The organism is Lysobacter sp. DMC104, from assembly GCF_056313665.1.
Genome location: NZ_JBQUZW010000017.1, coordinates 61446 through 84519 on the forward strand (window position 1 = coordinate 61446; position 23074 = coordinate 84519).

A 23074-nucleotide genomic window follows, 5' to 3' on the forward strand; every position below is an offset into this window, starting at 1 on the left:
AGCGACTCCTAAAGAGTGATCGGATCGCGATTAGACAATTCATCGTGATGGAAATCTCGAAAAGAGTACGTCTTCAGAGTCCTTGATTGGCGTGTCGGTGGCAACAGAAAATCCATTGGTTTTGTCGCCAAATTGAGGATCTTGCCTGATCGTTGGGATGGAGTCGTATTCGGGCTGTGTATCTTGCTCTTCGCCGAAAAACCCAATCAATCTTAGGTTCTTGTTCCACTCAATCGCCCAGGAAAAACAATTTGCATTGTGGCGTTGACGAATTGCCGCTCGGAAGTAACCGTTTGCCGGGCCGGGTGCAATCAAGCGTTCGTCCCATGAAATGACTTTTTTCATGAAAGTCAGATGTGAGAGGTTTCCCCAGTTCTCCCTAATCGCTTCTTCTAGGACATATATTTTCCCGGCAGGGAATTTCCCGCGTTGTTTGGTTTCGTCATATGTCAGGAGATAGAAAAAGCCAATGATGTGATATCGGGCCAAAGCATGTAGTCGGGCCGGGATTTGTTGGGGTGGCGCAACGAACTTCATGTTCATGGTGACTCCCGCACCGGATTTGAGCTTTACATTGACCGTCTCATTGCTATCAATGATCCTTTTTCCGGTTCTCTTGCTAAAGCTATTGTTTCCTTTTCGCTTGGCCTCGGCTTCTAGGATGGGATCGTGTCCATGACTGCTGGACCATACGTTGGCCCGCATAGTGATTGCGGAGATGTCATCTTCAAGGGAAGATTTATCATTGTTACATTTGTGGCATGCCCAACCGATCAGATTCCAGCTTTGTGCGAGCATTCCCTTCGGAACGAAGCGTCTGCCTATGACGTGCTCTTTGGTTCGAGAATCTTTGCTTAGTTCATGTCCGCAGTAAATGCAGATTGTATTGTTCAATAAGGTTGGTTGCATTTCTTTGCAATCGAGAGGAGGGTTTAGTGAAAAAACTTGAAACCCGTGGGCCTGTGTTTGGGGTTTGTAACATCTGCGGAAGAAATTCAAAGCTAACCGAAGATCACATTCCTCCGAAGGGTGTTCCGTTAGTCGGCCAAGCTTATCTTTCTCGTCTGACCGATATGCTGGGCGCACAAAGGTTTCAAGCGGGTAAGAGGCATTTCCAGAACGGTGTCAAGTACAGGTCAATTTGCGCTGACTGCAATAACCGCCTTCTTGGCGTGCAATACGATCCTGTGCTCGTGAATTTCTGCAAGGAACTTGATGCTGCAATCGCAAGGCAAGTCCATTTGCCAGTAGGGCTGGAAGTCCGTATTAATCGCCTATTGCGCGCGTTTGTCGGTCATCTTCTTGCTCATGGGGTCAGTCAGCATAGAAATGGCTCGTTGCAGTCGAGTTTGACTGACTACTTCCTCAATGAAACGGAACGATTTCCGGCGGACTTGCGTGCATACCTTTGGGTGTATCCATACAAACCGCAGGTTGTTGCGCACGGACTTGGCCTGATATTTGACTTCAGAAGACGTAATCCTCCCTTCGTTACATCAATCATGAAGTTCTATCCTATTGCTTTCATGTGTGCAACAGCTGACCTGCCAGCAGAAGAAGCTCAGTGCGTATCCAGAATAGATCATTTGACGGATGATGAGATAGACGCTATCGACGGAATTTCCCTGAATCTTTCCTACGTTCCTTCCTACGCTTGGCCTGAGTTTCCTGGCAAGTATGGTGGTGTACTTCATAACGATTATGGGACACTCGCCATGCCAAAAAGCTTTAAGTAATCAGAAAAGAAAATTCAAATTCATTCGCTACCCCGCTCCGGCGGGGTTTTTCATTTCTGGAGGTTCCATGCAGATCAAACGCAACAACGACATCCCCCTGAGCATGGCGGATGCACTGGTCGCGCTGGTCCGCCGTTACGTGCTTGCGCTGGACCCTGCGGCGACGCCGAGCGATGCCGGCATCGTCCGCGCGCTGGTGCCGGTGCTGGCCGGCGCCGGCGGCATCTCGATGTACGTCGGCGTGGCGATCAACGACGCCGGTGCGCCGGTCGGGGTGCTGATGGGCTACAACGCCCTGGCGCCACTCGATGGCGAGGTGCAGGCGCACGCGCCGCTGCTGATGGTCGATCCGGCCGGCGAGGGCGTCACCGCGACGACTGCGACCGAACTCGTTGCCGACTTCGAGGCATGGGCCAAGGAACGCCAGGCGACGCAACTGCGGATCGAACTCGCCCCGGCCTGCGGCATGCCGATGCTGATCGGCTACCGCGCCTCGACCACCTCCTACAGCAAGAAGCTCGGCTGATGGCGACCGCCGTCCTCGTCGCCAACTGGGGCGGAGCTTCGTTCTCGGACGCGGCCTACCTGTCGATGCTCCAGCATCGCAACCTGGTCCAGAACGACAACACCTCCGCCGTCAACGCCTGGATCAACGCCGAGTCCAACCAGCGGCAGGACGTGAACCAGCAGATCCGGGAGATCGTCTACAACCCCGGCCTGCCGACCATGCTGCCGGGCACTATCTCGTGGGGCACGATCCTGGCGGGCGCCGGCATCGGCGGGCTGCTGGGCTGGATGCTCGATGACGACGACTACGCAGGCTTTGGGCAGACCCTGCCGCGCTACAACTGCGACACCGGCCATGTGGAAGTCGTGCAGGGCGACCCGGACGGCAACAGCAAGGTCACGAGCACGATCGTCGGCGCCGGCCTCGGCGCGCTGCTGGCCTACCTCGCCCAGCCCACTCTGCACGTCACCCCGGACCCGGCCGCAGGCCGCGACCGCTATCTCGCGGAACTGGCCTACAAGCAACAGCTCGACAGCGTGGGCGTGAAGGCCATCGGCCAGATCGCGATCCAGATCGCCATCGACAACTACATCGCCAGCAAGCAGCGCGACCTGGTGCGCTCCATTGCCAACGACCAGGCAGCGCTCGCCAACCGTCAGCTGGTGATGGCCGAGAAAGAGTATTGCCGCTATGCCACCGTGTTCGCGCCGGTGGAGGACGCGACGATGGCGCAGATCGCGGCCGATCCGCGCTATGTCCCGCAGTACGAACTGCACATGCGCCGCGCCCGCAACGACGCCGCGCGTGCCTTCGGCAAGGCGATCACGGGTCTCAACCGCAAGCTCTCGCGCTACTGTGCCGGGGCCAACGCGAACCTGCTGCGCGAGGTCCACACCGAGTGGGCACGCACCGAGGTCGATGCCGTGAACCACGCCTGGCGCTACGAGGAGTTGCAGGCCTGGCGCCGCGACGACGTGCAGTTCAACCGCCGGCTCCAGATGTTCAACGTCGGCCGCAGTCTCCAAGCCAGCGCGACCGGCGACATGCGCGCGGCGACGGCGGCGATCGGAGGGGCGAACGAGGCGCTGCTCGGCGGCATCAGCGGCTACTACGGTGCCTTGCAGGCGAGTTTCGGGCGCTTCTCGGGCTACCTGATGCAGCAGTCGCGGGCGAACAACCTCCAGTCGTTCGGCATGGGGACGGCGATGCTTGCCCACGGCCTGCCAGGACTGACCGGCGGCTTCGGGGGCGAGGCACCCGACGACGACACCCTGCTCAACCTGCGCGATGCCCGCGGCCTCGCCGCGCGCATGACGCCGTTCGCGTAACCCCCTTCACAGCAGGCGATCCCATGCCGACCTACGATCCGCTCGCGATCCTCGATCGCGCCAGCGCCAGTTCCGCACAGTGGTTGCAGCAACTCGACGAAGCGTCGGCACGGCAGGCGGAGGCGCGGCAGCGCGCCTTCACGCTGGGGTTGGCGAACGACCTGGCGTTCAACACCCATCAGACGTTGCTGGACCGGACCAACGCCGGCAACGTCTACGGCACCCGTCGCGCCGAGGCCGACACTCGTCTGCTGCCGGCGCAGGAGCGCATGCAGGGCTCGGCCTACCAACTGGGCCACGAACAGAACCGCCTCGCCCTCGATGCGCTGGGCCGCGCGTGGACACCGGACAACCAGCGCGCTCGCGATGCGACTGAGGACATGCGCTACCAGAACCCGGTGGCCGAAGCCGCGGCGCGCGATGCCGCCGGATCGCGCGCCGATCCTCTGCAAGCGGCACAGGCCGCGCAGCGGGCGGCGGGTGCCTGGCCCGGCGCGCAGGGTGTCGCCGGCCAGTACGGTGCGCCCTACGCCAGCGGGCTGTACGCCAACGCCAGTTCCGCGCTGCTCGCCGGCAACCTCGACACCGCCAATGCACTGCTGCACACGGCGGGCCTCGGGCAGGTCGCGAAGGACGCGGCCGGGCAGATCACCTACACCGATGCGCAGGGGCATGCCTATCCGACGATGCCGGCGGCCTCGGCTGCCGCGCTGCTGCAAACCCTCACCGCGCAGCAGCCGACCCCGTTGCAGCACTACACCGACGCCGCGACTCGCGGCACCGGCACGCTCACGCCCGCGCAGGAAAGCCAGAAGACGGTGCTGGAACACCGCCTGCAGACGCTGGACAAGGCACTCGTCAATGCGTTCGACGACGCCGAGCGGGCCTCGCTGCAACAGCAGCGCGACGCCGCGACGCGTGAACTAACTTCACTCTTCGGCGGCGGACGACCGGGTACGGCCGCCGCACCGACCGCAGGTGCACTGCCGGCCGCCGACGCCCTCGGGTTCGGGGCGAAGGCATCGCCGGTCGGCTCAACTGGGGCATTGCCCGCGAAGCCTGCCACCGCCAGCCCTGTTCCCGCTGCCACACCAGCGCCGACCAATCGCGCGGTGCACGTCTATCGCTCTGCGGCCGATGCGCCGGCTCCGGCATCGAAACCAGCCGAGCCCGCAAAGTCGACACCGCGCGCTGCTGCGTCGCCACCCGATGCACCCGACGTGCAAATCGATCCCGCCACTGGCACCCTCAAGCGCGAGCGCAAGCAGCCGCGGACGGCCGATGCGCTGGAGACCTACCGCGACGCCGCCGAGCGCTGGCGCACCGCCGATGCGACGCTGAAGGAAGCGCGGCAGTCGCAGGCACGCTACCTGGCGAGCGGGCAGGGCGTCGATCGTCGTGTCGCGGTCGAGCGCTATGCGCAGGCCGAAGCGCAGGCGCGCCAGGCACTGCTCGCGGCGCGCGACACTTATCGGCGCGCGCAGCAGGAAGACGGTGCCGATCGCAAGCGCCAGACCGCTCCCGCTCCCGCGCCGGCCACGACCGCCTACGGCATCACCCTGCCGACCTACGGAACCGCGCCCTATCGCGGGCCGGTGGCGCCATGACCGATCCCGCCTACGACGCCTTCCGGACCCGGCTGGAGTCCGGCGGCGACGACAACGCCTACAACGCACGCACCGGTGCGCTCGGCAAGCACCAATTCCTCGCCTCGACCTGGCTCGGACTGGTCCGCCAGTACAAGCCCACATGGGCAGACGGACTCACGCAGGCGCAGATCCTCGACAAGCGCCGCGATAGCGCCGTCTCCGACCAGATGGTCGCGCTGTACGACCGCGACAGCACACGCCAGTTGGAGAGCGCCGGTTACGCGGCGACGCCGGGTAACCTCTATCTTGCGCACCACTTCGGCGCGACGGGCGCGGCGAAGATTCTCGGGGCACCGGATGCGACGCCGATGCGGTCGCTGGTGTCGGCGCGCGCCTACCGCGACAACCCGCACCTGCACGGCAAGACCAAGGCGCAGGTGCTGGCGGACTTCGCGCGGCGGGGCGGCGGCACGCTAGCTGCGCCGCAGGCAGCGGCGCACGCCGCTACGTCGCCATCCGCGCAGCCCGCGGCACCGGCCACGGCCTATGCGCCGTTCGCATTCGCGCCGTCACAGGCGGCGCCCGCCGCATCGGCCGCACCGGCCTGGACCTTCGCGCCACCACAGGCACCCACCACGCCTGCGCCCGCGGCACACGTACCCGTCTACACCCTGCCGGGATCGATGCCTGCCGCGACCCCGCTACCTGAAACGCTGCCCTTCGGCACGACCTCCCCCTCGGCCGATGGGCCGAACGAACCCTCTCCCCTCGATCAACTGCTGAGGCTGCTGCGGTAATGGCCAACGATCCCTACAACCCGCTCGCGCCGCGTGCCTGGAACCCGGCCGTCCCCGACTGGATGAACATCGCCTACGGCGCGCAGAAGACGCCGACGCCGTCGTTCGCACCGGACGTGGTCGACCGCTACCACTGGGGCAACGTGCGTGCGCGCACCGGCTACGACAGTGCAGCGCCCGAGCGCCAGCGTGCGATCCGCGACGACTACGCCAATACCGCGCTGCCGGAAGTCGCGCGCCTGACCGGCACCGACCTCGCGCAGATGCAGGCCGCGTTCCGCGCCAGCAATCCGGACCCGGACCCGGACCCGGCGCCGGCAGCGAGCGGCGATGACGGCGATTTCATGCGCGGCATCAAGAGCTACTGGCCGGGCACGAAGGCCTCGCTGTATGGCCTGGGCGCCCTCGGCGCCGATCTGGTCGGGGCCGACGACACCGCGCGCGACTGGGCCGAACAGGCGCAGGCGTTGAACCGCGAACTGGGCGCGACCACGAAGCCGACCGACAGCCTCAGCAGCGCATGGCGCAGCGGCGAGGGCGCGCTAGGCACCACCGGCAACCTGTTGGACTGGGCGCAGTACAACGTCGGCCAGATGCTGCCGAGCGTGGTCGAGTCGGTCGCCACCTCGGCGGCCGGCGCCGTGGCCGGCTCGGAAGTCCCGGTGGCCGGCAACATCACCGGCGCCATCGCCGGCCTGCTCGGCAAGTCCGCGATCAAGCGCGAACTGCGCGAGAAGACGGCGGCGTTGGTGGCGCAACACGCCGCGAAACGGATCGCCGCCGGCACGGCGGAGGATGTCGCCAAGCGCGAAGCGGCGGCGCTGGGGCAGGCGTTCATGACCCGCAGCCTGCAACGCGAGATCGGGAGCATCGGTGCGCTCGCGACGACCTCGACCGCGCGGGGCCTGGGCGACACCTACAACGCTGCCTACGGGCAGGCGCAGCAGACGGGCGAGGACATCGACCTCGGGCGCGTGCTGGCCGGTGGCGTCGTCTACGGCGCCGCAGAGACCTTCGGCGAGAAGGTGCTGGCCGACACCCTGCTCAAGGGCGTGGGTGGACAGGGAGGACTCGCGCGTCGCATCGCCACCGGGTTCGGCGAGAACGCGCTGACCGAGGGCACGACCGAGGCGGTGCAGCAGGCGGCGCAGCGGTTCGGGGCGCAGCAATCGTTGAGCGATGGCGAGGCCTGGACCGAGTACCTCGACAGCTTCGCGGCCGGCGCGATCGGCGGCGGCGTGTTCGGTGCGGCGGCGGGCATCCCGAACCGGCCGGGGCCGACGCCGCCCGTCCCGGTGCGTGGCCTGCCCGCGCCCGATGGCAGCCCCGGGTTCGGGACGGTCGACCTACAGGCGCCGATCGAGGTCGGTGCGGACGGCACGGCGACCACGCCGTCGCAGCGCAACGCGCAGCAGGCGGCGGATCTTCGCCGCGCGCAGGCGGGAACGGCCACCGGGCTCACGCCGGATGTGCGGGCCGCGCAGCGCGACCGGTTCGCGCGCACGGCATCGGACACGACCGGCATGCCGCCGGCCGCGCCATCGGCAGGACCGGGCATGCCGGCCAACGTCGATCCGCAGACCGGCGAAGTGCTGCCGTCGCCACCGGCGCCCGAGGACGTCGTGGAGGCGATCCACGGGTTCCTCGACGGTTGGCAGGGCGACAAGTCGCCGACGCGTGGTGACGTGCGCAGGTTCGTCGAAACGACGTATCCCGGTTTGTCCGCGACGACGATGAATCCATTGATCGATCAGGCGCGCGATCAGCGCCAGGCGCGGCAGGCGGCGGAGGAAGTGGCGGCGCTCGATGGTGGCGCGACGCCGCAGGCCGGGACCCCCGCGCCGGCTGAGCCCGTGGCCGAGGTGCCTGCGTCGTCGCCCGCCACGACCGGGCAGGGTGACGCGCTGGATCGTCCGAGGCTGCGCCAGGTCTACATCGACGCGATGCGCCGCAAGTTCCCCAACGTGACCGATCCGGAGAGCGATTTTTACAGCCGTGGCGCGGACGAACTGATCGGCATGATCGAACGTCGCGACGGACGTGGACTCGTGAAATACCGCAACCTGGGCGACGCGAATGCGAATCCTGCGAGTCGCGACCTGTTCACCGCGGCGACGGGCATCCCGTTGCCGCGCGGGCGCGGGGCATCGGAGGACGCGATCTATCGCTGGGCCGGGACCGACCGCAGCCGCGAGCAGGCACGCGACGCGCAGCAGCGCGCACAGCGCGAAGCCGATGCGCGTGCGCCGGTCGAGACGTTCCCGACCTTCGGCAGCTACGCCGAGGCGAAGCAGTGGGCGGGCCGTCGCGCGCAGGCCTTCGGCGGCAAGCAGGCGTATCGGGCGACGGAGGAGTACGCCCGCCTGCATCCGATCCTCAAGCGGCTCGCCGATGCGATGAACGACGGCAACCGCGACCGCCGGCTTGCGTCATTGACCGAGGCCGGGCTCGCCATCGGGGATCAGGTCGAAGCCAAGGGGCACGCCTCGCGCGCCGGCGGCGGAGAGACGCCGCGCGGCACACTGTTCGCGAAGTCGGGCTTCCCGTGGGTGCGCATGGACGGCGAGAGCACCATCACCGTGAACCACGACGGCAAGCTGGAGCGACGTCGCGAGGTGCCGTGGTCGTCGCAGTGGACGAAAGTTGCCATTGCTCCATCCAGCGAGGCATCCTCGGTGGACGCAGCGCCAGAGGCCGCGGACACGGCGCAAACGCATCAGGACGTCGATGTGAAGCGTCAGGCATCGGACTCGATTCGCAATGCATCGATGTTGATGGATTTTGTCGATGGACTCGTTGCGCAGGCACGATCGGGACGTGCGGGTCGGGTGGAATTTCCGGCGCACTTCGGGCACGTCACCGAAGTCGAGTCCGCGATGAAGGCGTTGCGCGATGCGTTCGTGCAGGCCGGCGCCACCAACCTCGGTGGCCGATTCGGGGCGCGCTACGCGATCGAAGGCGGCACGATCACGCTGTCGAACACGACGGATCGCCTTTGGGCTGATGTGGTGGTCGACGGCGCGGGATCAAGCAAGCAGGAGGACGCACGCGATGAGTACGACGACCGAGCCGGGCAACGAGGACAAGGGGATGCCCGTGCTGCACGACGCGCAGGTGTATCCCCCGTCGATCCGGATCGTGCTGACGTCGATGCCGCCGATCGCGACGCAGATCGCCAACCGCTGGATGCATCATTGGCCGGAACGGACGTGGCGACTGATCGAAGCGGGCGAGTACCTGGGCGCGCTGGCGCTGGAAGTGGCGTGGACGCAGGAAGTGTTCGGCCCGACACCACCAGCGGACGGCGCCGACACGACGAACGTGATCCAGTTGTCGATGCGTCGACCTCCGCCGAGGCCCCAATCCCGTTGAACCCTGCGGCGGACGCCGCGAACGACAAGAGGTCGATCAATGCAGGAACTGATCAAGCCGAACGCCTACCCGCCCGACGTGCGGACGCAACTGCTGACGATGTCGCAGACCGCGCGGGAGATCGCGAACCGCTGGATGCTGGGCTGGCCCAAGCGGGTCCAGCGGCTGATCGAGGAGAACTATTACCTCGAAGCGCTGGCGAACCAGACGGAGCAGGAGGAGCGGGCGAAGATGGATACCAGCCTCAACCACCTGTCGAGTTGGGAGAAGGCGCAGGTGTGGGAACTGCCGATGGAGCCTCCGATCTGGAGCCACGAGGAGGAGGCCGCCTACCACGCAAGAAGCGAGGGGCGAGAGAACGACGACGAGTAGACGAAGAGGCCGCGGCGATCGATGATCCCGCGGCCTCTTCCGTTGAGGGCGCCGCATCGCCGCAGGCCACGCCTGCGACGGTGCCGGAGGCCGAAGCGGCTGCGCCGGCCGAGGAAGGACTAGCCGCGGACCTCGGCAAGGGCAGTCTCGGACGCAAGGCGCGGGACAACCTCGCCGCGATCAGGATCGTGCGTGCGCTTGCCGACGAGAACCGCATCGCGACGCCGGAGGAACGCCGGCAGTTGGCGCGCTACGTCGGCTGGGGCGCGCTGAAGGGCGTGTTCGATCCGGCCAACGCGCAGTGGACGAAGGTCCGCACCGAGTTGCAGTCACTGCTGTCGGACGCCGAGTGGCGCGCAGCGCGAGCCTCGACCCTCAACGCGCACTACACGAGCAAGACGGTCATCGACGGTATGTTCGCCAGCCTCGCGCGCCTGGGCGTCACCCGCGGGCGCATTCTGGAACCGGCAGTTGGCATCGGCCACTTCTTCGGCGGCATGCCGGCGAAGCTGCGCAACGCCTCGACCCTGTTCGGCGTCGAACTCGATCCGCTGACCCAGCGTATCGCCGCCGCGCTGTACCCGAACGCGACGATCCGCCACAGCGGCTTCCAGGACGTGGCGATCCCGGGCGAGTTCTTCGACGTGGTCATCGGCAATCCGCCGTTCGGCAGCGAGCCCATCGTCGATCCGGACCGCAGCCCGTACTCCGGCTTCAGCATCCACAACTACTTCTTCGCCAAGTCCATCGACAAGCTGCGGCCAGGCGGCGTGCTGATGATGGTCGTCTCGCACCAGTTCCTCGACGCGCACGACAGCCGCGTGCGGCAGTGGATCGCCGAGCGTGCGGATCTGGTCGCCGCCGCGCGCCTGCCGAACACTGCCTTCGCCGAGAACGCCGGCACCGAAGTCGTCACCGACATCGTCGTCCTGCAAAAGCGTGCGCCCGACGTCGAGAAGCCAACGCCCGAACAGGTCGCGACACGCACCCGCTGGGTGCAGGTCGGTGAACAGGCCTTGGATCACCCGACCACCGGCGAGACGCTGCGCTTCCGGGTCAATCCGTACTTCCTCGACCATGCCGATCACGTCCTCGGCACGCCGGCCGCCAGCGGCAGCATGTACCGGGCGAACGAGTACACCGTCGATCCGTCCGGCGATCTGGCGCAGCAGATGCAGGCGTGGGCGCAGCCCCTGCCCGAGGGCATCTACGCGCCCATCGATCGCACCGAGACGTCGCATGCGGCCGAAGTGCCCGAGGGCACGAAGGTGGGTGCCTACTTCGTCGACAAGGACGGCCTCATCCTGATTCGCGGGGAGGATCGCCTGGGCGAGCCGCAGGCAGTGGCCTGGGCGGCGCCGGGGGCGACCGCCGAGGCGCGCATGCGCGGCATGATCGAGATCCGCAATGCGCTGCGCCAGCAGATGCGCCTGGAGCGCTCCGCGGACGCCACCGAGGCGCAGATCGAAACGAACCGTCGCACGCTCAACGAGCGCTACGACGCCTTCCTCAAGCGCTACGGCCACCTCAGCGCCGCGCGCACCAACCGTAGCCTGTTCTTCGACGACCCGGACGCGAGCCTGCTGCTGGCGCTAGAGTTCGACTACGACGCGGGCATCAGCGACACCGTCGCGAAGCGCGAAGGTATCGAACCTCGCGCACCGAAGGCGACCAAGGCCGACATCTTCCAGCGCCGGGTGCTATTCCCGCCGTCCGACTTCGTGACCGTCCACAACGCGCGCGACGCCTATCTGGCGAGCCTGAACTACCGTGGGCGGCTGGACGTGGACTACATGACGGAGGTGTACGGCAAGGATCGCACGGCGCTTATCCAGGAACTGGGGCCGCTGGTCTACGAGACCCCGGCCGGCGATCTGGTCGCCGCCGACGACTACCTCTCGGGCGATGTGAAGACGAAACTCGTCGAGGCGAAGGATGCCGCCCGTCGCGATGTCCGCTTCACGCGCAACGTGGAGGCGCTGACCAAGGTCATCCCGCGCGACAAGACGCCCAGTGAAATCACCATCGCCATGGGCGCGCCGTTCCTGCCGGCGGAGGACCTGCAGCGCTTCCACCGCGAGGTCACTGGTGCCAATGCGCACATGACCTACGTGCGCGGCTCCGGCCTGTGGCTGGTGAAGGTGGTCGGCGAGCCGGATCGCGTGCTCAACACTTCGACCTGGGGCACGCAGGAGATGACCGCGGCCGACATCCTCCAGTCCACGCTCGCCGGGCGTGCGGTGGTGGTGACGAAGACCCTCAGGCACGGCGACGGCAAGATCGAGACCATCGTGCTGGAGGCCGAGACCGAGCGCGCCCGCGAGAAGCAGAACGCGCTGCGGGCGGAGTGGCGGGCGTGGGTGTGGCGCGATCCGGAACGGGCCGAGCGCCTGCTCGCGCTCTACAACGAGAAGATGAATCGTACCGTCGAGCGCACCTACGACGGTTCCCACCTGACCCTGCCGGGGATGAGCCCCGGGCTCACGCTGCTGCGCCACCAGCAGAACGGCGTCTGGCGTGGCCTGCAATCGCGCCAGTTGTTGCTCGACCACGTCGTCGGCGCCGGCAAGACCTTCCAGATGGTCGCCATCGCGATGGAGATGCGTCGGCTCGGCATCGCCCGCAAGCCGCTGTTCGCTGTCCCCAACCACCTTACCGTGCAGTGGCGCACCGAGTTCGCGCGGCTGTACCCCGGCGCCGTGGTGCTGGCGGCGGAGCCGGAGGACTTCACGCGGGAGAACCGGAAGAAGCTGTTCTCGCGGATCGTCACCGGCGACTGGGACGCGATCATCGTCGGCCACTCGTCGCTGAAGAAGATCGGGCTGCCGGCGGAGACCGAGTCCCGCATTTTGACCGAACAGATCGACGAGATCGCGGGCCTCATCGAACAGGTCAAGCGCAACCGCGGCGACCGCGGCATCGTCCGCGAGATGGAGGGCATCCGCGCGCGGCTGGAGGCCAAGGTCAAGCGCAAGCTGGCGAACATCGGCGAGCGCGACGACGTGCTGACCTTCGACGAACTGGGCGTGGACGCGCTGTTCGTCGACGAACTGCACGAGTTCAAGAACCTGTTCTACACCACGACCATGTCGCGGGTGCCGGGCATGGGTAACCCGAACGGTTCGGACCGGGCGTTCGACCTGTTCGTCAAGACGCAGTGGTTGTTCGAGACCTTCGGCGACAAGGCGCCGATCGTCACCGCGACCGGCACCCCGGTCAGCAACTCGCTGGTGGAGATGTTCAACCTCCAGCGCTACATGCAGTACCCCACGCTCAAGCGCCAGGACCTGCACGTGTTCGATGCCTGGGCGCGCCAGTACGGCAGCATCGAGAACGTCTACGAGGTGGCGCCCTCGGGCGCCGGGTTCCGCGCCTCCACCCGCTTCGCCAAGTTCCAGAACCTGCCGTCTTTGATGGCCGACTACCGGGCGTTCGCCGACGTGGTGACGCTGGACGACCTGAAGGCGCAGGAGGCGGCGAAGGGCGGACGCTTCCCGGTGCCCAACCTGCTGGGCGGCCGGCCGCAGATCGTGGTGGCCGAGCGCTCGCCCTTGGTGGCCGAGTTCATGGGCGTGCCGCATCTGTCGCGCTCGCAGAGCGGGGACGTGATGTTCGGGTTCAACCCGGGGGCCGGCGAGACCGCGACCATCGAGGCGGCGGAGGGCGGTCGGTTCCAGCTGAAGATCGCGACCCCGGGGCAGGCGCACCCGCGGCTGGGCGGGACGTACCCGACCCGCGAGGACGCGCAGATGGCCGCGGTCGAAGCGGCCCTGACCCCGCAGATCGACCTGAACCCCGAGTCCATCCTCGGCCGTTTTGCGCGCATCCGCGAGCTGACCCGGCAGACCAAAGGCAAGGTCAATGCGCTGTCGCTGACCGGGCAGGCCAACAAGGCGGGCCTCGACTACCGTCTGATCGATCCGACCGCGCCGGACTTCGCCGGCTCCAAGATCAATCTCGCCATCGAACGCATGCTGGCGCTGTACCGCCAGTGGCACGCCGACCGCGGCACGCAATTGGTGTTCTGCGACCTGTCGGTGCCGAACACGGCGCGCAAGAGCGCGGCCACCCGGCCGCAGCGGGTCTACGTGCGCGAGAACGACGGCAGCGTCGTCCACGCCACCGGCACGGCGCACACTGTCGCGGGGGCGGAGGAACTGCCGTTCCTGCTCGTGGTGCGCGGTGCGGGTGTGAACTCGACCGTCACGGTGTACGACGCGGCCACCGGGCGCCCGCGCCTGTCGACGGCCGGTGGTCGTGATCGGGGGCTGGCCTACGCGCAGGAGACCCTGCGCGATGCCGGCAAGCGTGAGCGCTGGCTTGCACAGCGAGAGTCCGAGCGCGAAGCCGGCCTTGAACTGACCCAGGCGGAAATCGACGACTACAACGACGCCAACGGCTTCGACCCGGAGGCGAGCGAGGCTCTCACGCTGCAGGACATTGTGGGCCTCAGCGGGGCCGAGGGCTTCAGCGTCTACGACGACCTGCGCGCGAAGCTGATCGCCGGTGGCGTGCCGGCGGAGGAAATCGCCTTCATCCACGACCATCCGCATGCGGATGCCAAGGAGAAGCTGTTCAAGCGGGTGAACCGCGGCGAGGTGCGGTTCCTGTTCGGCTCCACTCCGAAGATGGGCGCGGGCACCAACGTGCAGGAACGCATCGTCGGCTTGCACCACATCGATGCACCGTGGAAGCCCAGCGACCTGGAGCAGCGCGAGGGCCGGGCGATCCGCCGTGGCAACAAGCTCTACGAACGCGACCCGGACGGGTTCGAGGTCGCGATCTACCGCTATGCCACGCGCCAGACCTACGACACGCGGCGCTGGCAGCTGCTGGAGCACAAGGCGCGCGGGATCGAGCAATTGCGCAAGTACGATGGCCAGCAGACCGAGATCGAGGACATCGACGGCGAGGCGGCGAACGCGGCGGAGATGAAGGCCGCGGCATCGGGCGACCCGTTGATCCTGCGCGAGACGCAGCTGCGCAACGAATCGCGCCGGCTGGAGCAGTTGGAACTGGCGCATGCTGACAACCAGACAGCCCTCCAGCGGCAGGCGCGTAGTGCGGAGCAGTACGCCGCGGTCAGCGGCCCGCGTCATCTGAAGGTGCTGCGCGAAGTGGCGGCGCACGCCGCGCGCCATCCGTTGCCGGCGGACAAGGAGGCATTGCCCGAGGGCACGACGCTGGACGGTCGGCGCTACACCGAGCGCAAGGCGCTGACCCAGGCGCTGGCGCGCCAGGTCGGCGCGTTGCTGGGGCCTGACCCCTATGCGAGCGGCATCGAGTTGGTCTACCGCGGCGTGAGCTTCGACATCGATCGCGCACACGCGCAGTGGGTGCGGGTGTCGACCTCACTGGGCGAGGTGACGGGCTACGAGCGCGGATCTGAGACTTTCTCGGCGACGGGCCTGCTGACGCGGATGAACAACGCCATCGAGCGGCTGGATAGCGAGGTCGTCGACACCGAGGCCCGGATCGAGGCTGCCCAGCGCGACGCGGAGCGGTTCAAGACCGAGGCGGCAAAACCGTTCGATCAGGTGCAATTGCTGCGCGAGACGCGCGAGCAGTACCGGCGCGTGCAGCGATTGCTGCTGGTCCGCGGTCCGGAGATCCCGGCCGACGAGCGTCCGATCCTCGATGCAGCGCTGGAGGCGCAGCGTTCGGCACTGCGGAAGGCCGGGTTCGGCGAAGCGCTCGACGAGTTGCTCGACTACCAGCAGGCGCGAGAGGACGGCGCCTTCAGTCGTCGCAAGGGTGCTGGACGCGGCGCGAGCGTCGCCCAGGTCCGGCGCGTCGTCGACGAACTGCTCGTCCACTGGCAGGGCGCACCGTCCGTCCGCGTGGTGGCGACGCCGGACGCGCTGCCGGCCGTCGCGCGGCGTGCGCCGGATGTCCATCTCGCAGACGGGTACTACGACCGCCGCACGGAGACCGTGTACCTCGTCGCCAGCGCGCTGCCCGATCGCAAGGCCGTGCAGCGCGTGCTGCTGCACGAGGCCATCGGCCACTACGGCATCGAGGCCATCACCGGTCCCGCGCTGTGGGCGGACATTGCCGAGGGCGTCCACCGCCTGCGCGTGCAGGGCCGCTATCGTGAACTCTTCGCCGAGCACGCGCAGCGCGGCTACCTCGACAACGGCTGGGACGACACCGCGGTCCGCGAGTTCATCGCGATGCTGGCCGAGTCCGGCGCCAAGGATCGCCTGCTGGACCGGATCGTCGCTGCCGTGCGCGCGTTCCTGCGGAAGCTGGGCGTGCGGGCGACGCTGTCCGAAGCCGAACTGCGGCAACTCATTGTCCGCGCCGCGCGACAGGTCCGACAGGGTGGCGCCGAGCAGGCAGGTGCCGCCGGTGCCAACCTCGCCGCCGCGTTTTCGCGCGTGGAGGGGTTCCGCTCGGCGCTGGTGCAGGCACTGGAGCGCGCCGAGGGCGCGCCGCGCCGCGGCTCGGCCGCGCAGTGGCGGCAGTGGCTTGATGGCGTGCAGCGCCGGGGCGGGTTCAAGCAGGCCGAGCGCGAGTGGTTGCGGGTCGATGCCTGGCTGGGCGAGCGCGAGCGGATCACCCGCGAAGACCTGGCTGACTACGTGCGCTCGCACCAGGTGCGGCTGGGCGAGGAATTGAAGGGTGGCGACGCCCAGCGTTTCAGCGACGCGCTGAGCCGAATTCAGGCGGCGGGATTCGAGATCGAAGGCGATGATTACTTCGGAGTCGCGCTGCTGCGAGACGGCGAAGCCGTCGACCCGACCACGCTGAGCAAAGCAGAGCGCGTCGATCTGGAGACGATTGAAGCCGGGCTTGAGGCGGACGCACCGCTGTCGGCGGGCTCCACGCTTTACACAGGCTCGCAGTTGGAAGGCGGGCGCGAGTATCGCGAACTGCTGATGACGCTGCCGCCGCAGCCGTCGAACCGCAACCCGGACGATCCCTACGTCAGCTCCCACTATCCGGCGGCGAAGAACCTGCTCCTGCACCTGCGCTACAACACGCGCGAGGACGTGAACGGACGCACGATGTTGTTCGTCGAGGAACTCCAGTCGGACTGGCACCAGGACGGTCGCAAGTATGGCTATGGCACGACGGAGGACACCGTACCGCCGGCGCCGTTCGCCCGCTCCGAGGACTGGGCGCTGCTGGCCATGAAGCGCATGGTGCGGATGGCTGTGGAGCGCAATGTCGATCGGATCGCCTGGACGACCGGCGCCCAGCAGGTCTCTCGCTACGGAATGGAAGGTGAGCGCGCCGCTGGCATGGCCGCGTTCTACGACCGCATCCTGCCGGCCGCGATCAATCGGTGGGCGCGCCCGCTCGGGGCACAGGTGACGACGGCGCAGATCCGCCCGCGCTTCCGCCAGCCGGCGATGACGGTCCACGCCCTCGACATCACGCCGGCGATGCGCGCGGCGGTCGCCGCCGGCCTGCCGCTGTTCAGTCGCCGCGCGCCGGGGGACTTCCTTGCGGACGTGGAGGCCGTGGTCCGCCAGGACGAGGACGCGACGCGCCTGGCGCGCGTGCGCCAGTGGTTGCGCGACAGCACGCCGGCGCGGTTGAAGGACGCGGCCCGCAGCACCTGGCTCGGCATGCTGGCCACCAACCAGCTGACTGAACTCGGCAGCGACTACGACCCGGCCATCGTCGGGTTCTCGCGGCTGCTCGATGCCATGTCCGCGGATCGCAATGCGCTGCTGGAGGAGGGCGCGGAACTCGCCGAGACCGTCCGCCGCTGGGCCGGCAAGCACCGTGACGACGCCCGGCAGCTGTTCGACCTGATGCACCGCGCGACGCTGGAAGGCGTCGATCCGGCGGAGCCCTACCAGACCCTCCAGTTCCGCTATGGCGGCCAGCTGCACGATGTCACCCGCAAGAACATCCGTGCCGCCCTGAAGGCGTTGCGCGAACAGATGCTTGGCCGCGGCGGCGACAACAAGACCGACATGATGGAAGAGGCCCGCCGCCTTCGCGGCATGCCCAAGCGAGAGGAAATCCGCAAGCGGATGTATCCGACGCTGCGCGCAGCATGGACGGCGCTTACGCCGGAGGCGCAGGCCTATTATCGACAACTGCGCGATGCCTACCGCAAGCGCTCCGGGGAGGTCGAGGACGCCCTGGCCGAACGCATCGAGGCCAGCGAGGCGCCCGAGACGTTGCGTCGGAAGCTGATCCACTCGATCCGGCAGCAGTTCGAGTCGTACCGCTTGCAGGGGGTGTACTTCCCCCTGCAGCGCTACGGGGAATACTTCATCGCGGCCGAGCGCGACGGCGAGCCGGTGTTCCTGATGCTCGACACGCTGGGCGATCTGGAGCGCAAGGAAGCGGCGCTGCGTGCGCGCGGGTTCGAGGTGAAGGCGCGCGGCCGGCTGCGCGGTGCGCAGGCGAAGGACGCGCCCAGCGGCTCTTTCGTGGCGGAGATCATCGACCAGCTGCACAAGGCCGGCGTCTCCGAGAAGACCCAGGACGCGGTGTACCAGACCTACCTGCAGGCGCTGCCGGAACTGTCGATGCGCAAGCACGCCATCCACCGCCAAGGTGTGGCCGGGTTCGATCCGGATGCCCTGCGCGCGTTCGCGCACAACATGGCCCACGGCGCACACCAGCTGGCGCGGCTGCGCTACGGCCATTTGCTGGGACAGACCCTCGATGCGTTGCGCGGCGCGCAGGACGCCCGCCGAAAGTCGCCCACGGCATCGACCCGGGCGGTCGTGGCGATGGACGCGATCCTCGCCGAACTCGACCAGCGGTTCTCGTGGGTGCTGAACCCGCAGGACAGTCCGCTGACCAACCGCCTCTCGTCGGTCGGCTTCGTCTACTTCCTCGGCGCGACGCCGGCGGCGGCGCTGGTGAACCTGACACAGACCGCCCTCCTGACCTTCCCGCAGCTGGCGGCCGAGCATGGTGCGGCGAAGGCGTCCCGCTACCTGTTGCGTGCCCTGAACGAATCGGCGCGGACGGTGGGGCACGCGCAGAAGGTGCTGACGCGGCCGGACGAAGTCCGGGCGCACGACGCGCTCCAGAAGGCGGGCGTGCTCGACAAGACGCAGACCCACACGCTGATGGGTCTGGCCGACAAGGGGTTGGCGACCTACAACCCGCACCTGGCGCGGGCGATGGAGGTGATCGGCTGGCTGTTCCACAAGGCGGAGGTGCTGAACCGGGAGTCCTCGGGCATGGCCGCCTACCGGCTGGCGCGGGATGCCGGGCAGGGGTTCGACGCTGCGGTGCGCTACGCGGCCGACACCATCACCGCGACCCACTTCAACTACGCCAACGCCAACCGCGCGCGGTTCCTGCAATCGGGACCGGCAAAGGTGGTGCTGATGTTCAAGCAGTACGGCCTGAACATGCTCTGGCACCTGGGGCGCATGGGCTGGAAGGCGACGAAGGGCGAGAGCCCCGAGGTCCGTCGGCTGGCGCGGCGCAACCTGGCCGGCGTGTTGGCGATGAGCGGCGTCTTCTCCGGGGCGTTGGGGCTGCCGCTGTCGTCGCTGGTCACAGGCACCCTCGATGCCATCGCGCATGCCTTCGGCGACGAGGATGATCCGTGGGACACGGAGGCGGAACTACGGAAGTTCCTCGCCCAGTTCCTCGGCGACGCTGGTGCCGAAATCGCCCTGCACGGCGCTGCGAACACGCTGACCAGAGCGGACATCGCCAGCCGCGTGGAGATGTCCCAGTTGCTGTGGCGCGACACGGATCGGGAACTGGATGGCCGCGACGCCTACTACGCGATGATGGACAACATCGCCGGCCCCATGTTCGGCATCGGCAAGAACTTCCTGGTCGGGACGCAGTTGGTCGCGGAAGGGCAGGTCTACCGCGGCACGGAAACGATGCTGCCGAAGGCGCTGAAGGATGCGATGAAGGCCCTCCGCTACGCGCAGGAGGGCGTGACCAGCACCCGCGGCGACCAGGTGGCCGACACCGATCCGATGGACGAGGTCTTGCAGGCCATCGGATTCACCCCGGCGGAGGTCGCGCGGCAGTACGCGGAGAACCGGACGCTGAAGGATCGGGAGCGGCAGATCCTCGATCGCCGCAAGGCGCTGCTGGCGGCTTATGCGATGGCGCAGCAGCAGGACGACGAGGAAACGGTGCTAGAGGTGCGCCGAAAGATCCTGGCGTTCAACAAGGCCTACCCGGAGAAACCGATTACAGGGCAGACCCTCCGGAGGTCGCTCCGGTCGCGGGCGGCGTACAGCCAGCGGGCGGAGCATGGGGTGGCCTACGACCGAGCCCTCCGGCAGCGAATTGTGGAAATTACGGGCGTTGATGGCGAGCCATGAGATGGAGCGTGAAGCGGCTCACAGAAGCGTCGGGGAGCTGATCGGAGGGGGTATGTCAGGCTGACAAGTGGCTGCTAAAACATCGCCTTGGCCGTTGCGCAATACCCCGCAAATCCATCGCTTAGGCTGCGGATACCGCCTTTCTCTCGCAGTCCGTTGCCCGGGTGGTGTGAGTGTGTGGGCGGTATCGAATCCTGCACCTCGCACACATGGAGAATGGAGATGACCGCGAAAGGCATAAATGGGTTTCTGGCGATGCACGCCGTCGTTTTGGCGAGCGCTATTGGTGGGTTTTCATCTGCAGCTTCCGCATGCTGCCCTGATGATGGACAGACAGCGCCGAAAGCAATGACCGGTCTGGGGGATTCCTTCCCCCCGAGTGTTAATTTGGCCGCTGATCCGGTCTGGCGTGTCTACGAATTCGAGCGTGACGGGATTCGTTACGTGCAGATCAATGATGCCGCCGGCACGGTACATGCCGCGGCGGGTCAGATTGCGGGGACATTTTGGGTCATGCCGATCGGCAGTGATGCGGACCGTGTTTCGCTTCCGGAAGATGCTTTGCCTGCCGGACGCGCACGTGTTCTGTACCGTGGGCGCGACTTTGAAATCATCTTGGTCGAGGGAGAGGCGCGGCCACGCTGGGTTGTGCGAGCCCCGGCCTCGCGCTGAGGGTCATTCTTTGGCATCTGTCGGCGGGTTTCCGGGGGGAAGCCCGCCTTTACTGCTCAAGTGTGGCTTCCGACATCAGGAAGCGTAACCGGAAAGAATCTCTCCTTTTCAGGACGCCGGAATAGGCGATGACGCGAGCCCGCAATTCATTGAGAGCGTCTTGAGATTCCGGGGTTGGGGACTCTGGACTACAAGTTGGCTTGCATTTCACGAGAACCGTGGCCCCTGATCGCTCTCCGCGACGCCAGACGCGGATGCGGAGATCGTACTCATCTGGGGCATGATCCTGCATCGACTCCATTGCGCGAATGATTGATCGATACACCGCGAGGCGTAGAGGTAAGCTGATGAAGCGCTGTTCGCCGTCGAGTCGTTCGTAGATGCGAGTACGCTTCTGCCATGTGTCGAGAAAAGCTGGCCCTGTCAGTGCGGCATACAGTCCATGCGACTCGATTTCCAGGGGGTACAGATAGTCGCGCTGCAGGTCTATCAGCTTGGCAGCCTGTACGCCAATGGAGTGCGCTTCCATCGCTCGTTCAAACTGCTCCTCTTCTTTTAAGGTCTGCACCACTTCGTGGCGATAGTTGTCCAAGTCATGCCGCGCAGCAGCAATCAGAATCGCATTCTCGCGAAGTTGAAGCTCATTTCTGCGGAAAAGCGACTGAAGAAGGCCCGCTGATTGTTGGTTCCTCTCGTCTCTTTGTCGAAGTGCCTGAATTGCGTGAAGCTCGGAAAGCAACGCCGCGTCCGACCTTGCGAAAAGATCGGAGATGTAGTTTCCAACAAGAAGGAGCCCGCCAGACACTGTTGCCAGCGCAACTTGGGCGATCAGAACCGTGCCATCGAATTCGCCGGCAAGGTTGGTTCTTGGCAGTGCAAGAGCGATGGCGATGTTGACCATGATGGTCCCAACGGCGGAGCCGTGCCACCCATGTACTACCGTGAGGTAGAAGACAGGCAGAATCATGAAGATCAACGGCATCAGTTGCACGGCTGAATCCTGGGCCACGCTTGCCATCGCGGTCGCGTAAAGTACGACGATCAAGAGCGTCGCAATGGCAAGGCTGTTTGTGATTTCTCCCCTTCCTGTCTTCCATGCCTTTCGGTTAATCCACAACAGGCATGGCAGGAGAACCATGGTGATGCCGTGGTAGTTGCCTACTGTGTAGCTTAGAAAATTCGTTCCGGTGATTGTCTGGCGCGGGCCCATCAGGACGTAGTTCAACGTCATCGCGCAAACGCAGCCCCACAGCGACGCAACAAGCACCACCCAAGGGAATGGCCGGGTCAAGTCAGCGGACGACTTGAATTTCCTGGTGACGAAATATGGGACGAGGGAGTACGCCGAGATGAAGAGAAACGGGCTCAGGTACGCCCATTGGTAACTGTATTCTTCTGCCTTCGGCACCCGCTGGTACAGCAGTGCAGAGGCTTCGCCGAAGAAGATCGCCGGCCAATATCGTTTTGGCATCAGCAGTAGGCATGCTGTTCGCAGCCCGGCAGGCAAGTACCATTGATTGAACGACAGGCGCCAAGTTAGCAAGAAGATAGCGCAGTAACCAATGCTCAGCGCGATTCCCACCGCAAGGGCTCGCCATCGAAACCGCTCCATGCCGGGTTCTTGCATTCCATGTCCCCTGTGCCTCTGGCCCGGATCGTAGCATTCCGGCAAGCGAAATGGCTTCCCGGTTGGCCTTCACGTCTCAGGCATTAAGTCCTTCGATTACAGTGCCGCGATCACTAGGCCGCGCACTTCCAATTTAGGAAGATCCGCCTCGGGGACAGTGATGCGATCCCGCTCGTCGTCATACCCGCACAACGCCCATGCCTCCCGCCGAGCCAGGATGCGGCGGATATGCGGCCTGTCGTAGAGTGAGAAGGCGTGCAGGCTGCCGTCGACCACGCGGCTCTGACTGTTGACCCGATTGTCGATCAATACCATCGCGTCCCGCTGAATCTGCGGAGCCATCGCATCGGTGGGTTGCAGCGTCCAGCGCACGGCCTCGATCGGCGTCAGCCCGATCTTCTGGCGAATGAAGAACTCAGGCATCAGCAGGAACGACGGCCAGTCGCCGTAGTCGAATCCCGGCAGTCTGTCCAATGCGACATGTCCCTTCGGAATCGCGCCGGCCGAAAACCCGACCTTCGGGATGCAGCCTGAGCGGAGCAGGCGGTCATAGGCTTCGCTTATCCGTTCGGGCGGAACGTTCAGGATTTCTCCGACTCGCTGCGCCCGTTCAACGGGAACCGGGCGGCGCCCGCTGCGCCATTGAGACACGGAGGCATCGTTGACCCCGACTTTTCCGGCGAGGTCGGAGGTCCGCACTGCGGACGACTCCATGGCTTCGACGTCCCCCCGCTTTGAGTAGCGGGCCGATCTAGAGTCCGTGGTTACTGTATCCGACCTTTGATGTGTTCTGCGT

At 66.1% G+C, this 23074-nt stretch carries 10 protein-coding genes; 7 read left to right on the forward strand and 3 right to left on the reverse strand.

All coding sequences use genetic code 11. The features are described from left to right. Nucleotides 1-39: 39 nt before the first annotated feature. Complete coding sequence (locus ACT53R_RS18150) at nt 40-798, reverse strand: hypothetical protein (RefSeq protein ID WP_476173324.1); 759 nt, start codon at nt 796-798, stop codon at nt 40-42. A 137-nt stretch (nt 799-935) separates the two neighbouring features. Between ACT53R_RS18150 and ACT53R_RS18155 the strand changes: the two genes are divergently transcribed. From ACT53R_RS18155 to ACT53R_RS18185, 7 genes are all read left to right on the forward strand, one after another. Next, on the forward strand, nt 936-1736 hold the full coding sequence (locus tag ACT53R_RS18155) for a hypothetical protein (protein WP_476173325.1): 801 nt from the start codon (nt 936-938) through the stop codon (nt 1734-1736). A gap of 67 nt (nt 1737-1803) precedes the next feature. Next, entirely contained in the window at nt 1804-2262 is a 459-nt protein-coding gene (locus ACT53R_RS18160; RefSeq protein ID WP_476173326.1) for a hypothetical protein, read from the forward strand. After that, nucleotides 2262-3572 carry a hypothetical protein gene (locus tag ACT53R_RS18165; RefSeq protein ID WP_476173327.1) on the forward strand — a complete coding sequence of 437 codons (1311 nt, stop codon included), beginning with the start codon at nt 2262-2264 and terminating at the stop codon, nt 3570-3572. The genes ACT53R_RS18160 and ACT53R_RS18165 overlap by 1 nt, the downstream gene beginning before the upstream one ends. A gap of 23 nt (nt 3573-3595) precedes the next feature. Further along, nucleotides 3596-5179 carry a hypothetical protein gene (locus ACT53R_RS18170; protein WP_476173328.1) on the forward strand — a complete coding sequence of 528 codons (1584 nt, stop codon included), beginning with the start codon at nt 3596-3598 and terminating at the stop codon, nt 5177-5179. Beyond that, nucleotides 5176-5958: a hypothetical protein gene (locus tag ACT53R_RS18175; RefSeq protein WP_476173329.1), complete on the forward strand. Its 783-nt coding sequence runs from the start codon at nt 5176-5178 to the stop codon at nt 5956-5958. Before ACT53R_RS18170 ends, ACT53R_RS18175 begins: the two co-directional genes overlap by 4 nt. Then, nucleotides 5958-19979, forward strand: coding sequence for a PLxRFG domain-containing protein (locus tag ACT53R_RS18180; protein WP_476173330.1), 14022 nt, complete (start codon nt 5958-5960; stop codon nt 19977-19979). The genes ACT53R_RS18175 and ACT53R_RS18180 overlap by 1 nt, the downstream gene beginning before the upstream one ends. A gap of 222 nt (nt 19980-20201) precedes the next feature. After that, nucleotides 20202-20651: a hypothetical protein gene (locus ACT53R_RS18185; protein WP_476173331.1), complete on the forward strand. Its 450-nt coding sequence runs from the start codon at nt 20202-20204 to the stop codon at nt 20649-20651. Nucleotides 20652-20700: 49 nt separating this feature from the next. Here the strand turns inward: ACT53R_RS18185 and ACT53R_RS18190 are convergent, their stop codons facing one another. Together ACT53R_RS18190 and ACT53R_RS18195 are read right to left on the reverse strand one after the other, a co-directional pair. Beyond that, entirely contained in the window at nt 20701-22278 is a 1578-nt protein-coding gene (locus ACT53R_RS18190; RefSeq protein ID WP_476173332.1) for an MASE1 domain-containing protein, read from the reverse strand. Nucleotides 22279-22374: 96 nt separating this feature from the next. Next, entirely contained in the window at nt 22375-22992 is a 618-nt protein-coding gene (locus tag ACT53R_RS18195; protein WP_476173333.1) for a hypothetical protein, read from the reverse strand. Nucleotides 22993-23074: the final 82 nt, after the last annotated feature.